The following is a 2,152-nucleotide window of genomic DNA, read 5'->3' as shown; positions in this document are numbered from 1 at the left end:
TGGCCCCACCGCTACGGCCACGGGAACGACCGAAGAAAACACTGCGAACGAAACCGACGGCACCGTCACCGTGCCGGGGGTCGTCGCCGAGACGGTCTACGCAGGTGCTCATACCCGCTACCTCGTTGACACGGAAGGTCAGGGCGGGGAGCCAGGCGTGCGATTCATCGTCGAGAAACAGAACACGCACACTCCCCGCACCGAACCAAGCGTCAGCAGGGGCGACCGGGTGGCCGTGCAGTTTCAGCGCGACCATGCAATGCCGATCGTGGCAAGCGAGGCGCCTCGCGCCGTCAGCGAGGCAAACGATGAGGTTGACCCTGACCTCGACGCGAACCCGATGAACGTGCCCATTCCATAAAGCCTTACCACCTTTACCTTCACCGCCCATCCGGGCGAACCATCACAAAGGAGTAGCGATGAAGAAAATGCTGGCAGTGCCGGCCGCAGCAGCAGCGGCTTTCGCACTGGTGCTCACAGGCTGTTCGAGCGCAGGCTCGGACGACGCCGGGAGCGGAGAACTGAAAATTGACGTTCCCGATATTCCCATGATTGAAGAGCTCGGCGAGTTCGAAGACGAGGTCAACATTGTGGCTTGGTCAGGCTTCGTCGAGCCGGCATGGGCAGATACGTTCACGGAAGAGACCGGCTGCACCGTCAACCGCAAGATTGCAGGTACCTCAGACGAAATGGTGCAGCTGATGCGCACCGGCAACTATGACCTCGTCTCAGCGTCGGGCGATGCCAGCCTGCGTCTCATCGTCGGCGGCGATGTGCAGCCGTTGAACCCCGAGCTCATTCCGAACTTCGGCGACGACATTGTGCCGGGCATGAAGGGTCAGATCTACGACACCTTGAATGGTCTCTCCTACGGGGTGCCGATTGGTCGCGGCGCCAACATCCTGCAGTACAACGACACTGTGGTTGAGGGCGACGTCACCAGCTGGGATGTCGTCTGGGAAGCAGACTCACCCTACGCCGGCAAGATCATCGGGTACGATGCACCGATCTACATCGCTGACGCAGCGGTCTACCTCATGCACCACCAGCCTGAGCTCGGCATCACCAACCCCTACGCGCTCGACGAGGAGCAGCTCGCTGCCGCAATCGACCTGCTGAAGCGGCAGAACGCCATCATCGGCGACTACTGGGCTGATCCGGTAAAGCAGATCACCGCATTTAACGGCGGCGACGTGGTCGTCGGCACCTCATGGGAAGTGCTGCGCAAGCTCAGCGAGAACCCCTCACTGCAGGGCACCCTCCCCGTTGAAGGCTCGACCGGCTGGTCAGATGCGTGGATGCTCTCCTCGAAGTCAGCGAACCCCAACTGCGCCTACGCGTGGATGGACTACACCTCAACCCCTGAGGTCAACGGCGCGATCGCAATGAACTTCGGCATGGCTCCGGCCAACGCCGCATTCTGCGAGACCAGCGAAGAAGCAGCCGCACACTGTGAGCTCTTCAACGCAACCGACGAAGAGTACTTCTCGAATGTGTGGTTCTGGACCACCCCGATCGAGCAGTGCATCGACGGGCGCACCGACGTCACCTGCACCAACTTCCAGCAGTGGACCGACGCCTGGTTGACCGTCAAGGGATAAGCACCCAGCGGTGGTGATCCTCGCACCGCAGCAGTGGCCACAAGAGCCACAGCTTCGCGGGGGTCACCACCGCCCCCAAGCGGGGCAAAGCTCGCCCCACCCCCACTCACCCGCCAATCGCACCAGATGAGGAACGCCGTGGCCACCCAGCTCTCGTTCACCAGCAAGCCAAAGCCGCTGTCGTCAGCCCTACACCGGCACCCGAAGGGGCGTCTCGCGTCACTGCTGACCCTGCCCATGGTGTGGCTGGTGGGTGTCTACATTCTGTCGCTCGCGCTGATGCTCCTCACCGCGTTCTGGCTGACCGACCCCTTCACTTCGAAGGTGAAGCCGGGCTTCACGCTCGATAACTTCGCGAGCATCTTCACCGTGCCGGCCTACTTTGCCGCAGCCGTGCGCACCTTCGGTATTGCAGCAGCCGTCACCATCATCTGCGCCATCTTCTCGGTGCCGCTTGCAATCTTCATGGCGAAACTCGCCAAGCCGTGGCTTCGCAACCTCCTGGCTGTTGCCGTCACCGTGCCACTGTGGGCCGGTTACCTCGTCAAGAT

General features: G+C 61.9%; 2 protein-coding genes and 1 pseudogene. All 3 read left to right on the top strand.

What is annotated here, in order from left to right; genetic code table 11:
• The coding region (locus tag GX543_RS08155; protein WP_290851159.1) for a TOBE domain-containing protein at window positions 1-361 on the top strand (361 nt) is incomplete at its 5' end.
• A gap of 58 nt (window positions 362-419) precedes the next feature.
• Window positions 420-1,601 (top strand): extracellular solute-binding protein, encoded by a 1,182-nt coding sequence (locus GX543_RS08150; protein WP_290851158.1) that lies wholly within the window; start codon window positions 420-422, stop codon window positions 1,599-1,601.
• 138 nt (window positions 1,602-1,739) lie between these two features.
• Window positions 1,740-2,152: pseudogene (locus GX543_RS08145) on the top strand (ABC transporter permease); the annotation flags it as partial.

The sequence above is a fragment of the Gordonia sp. (in: high G+C Gram-positive bacteria) genome (genome assembly GCF_012515855.1).
GTDB lineage: Bacteria > Actinomycetota > Actinomycetes > Mycobacteriales > Mycobacteriaceae > Gordonia.
Note: the sequence above shows the minus strand (reverse complement) of the source record. Positions and strands in the feature narration are given on the sequence as shown.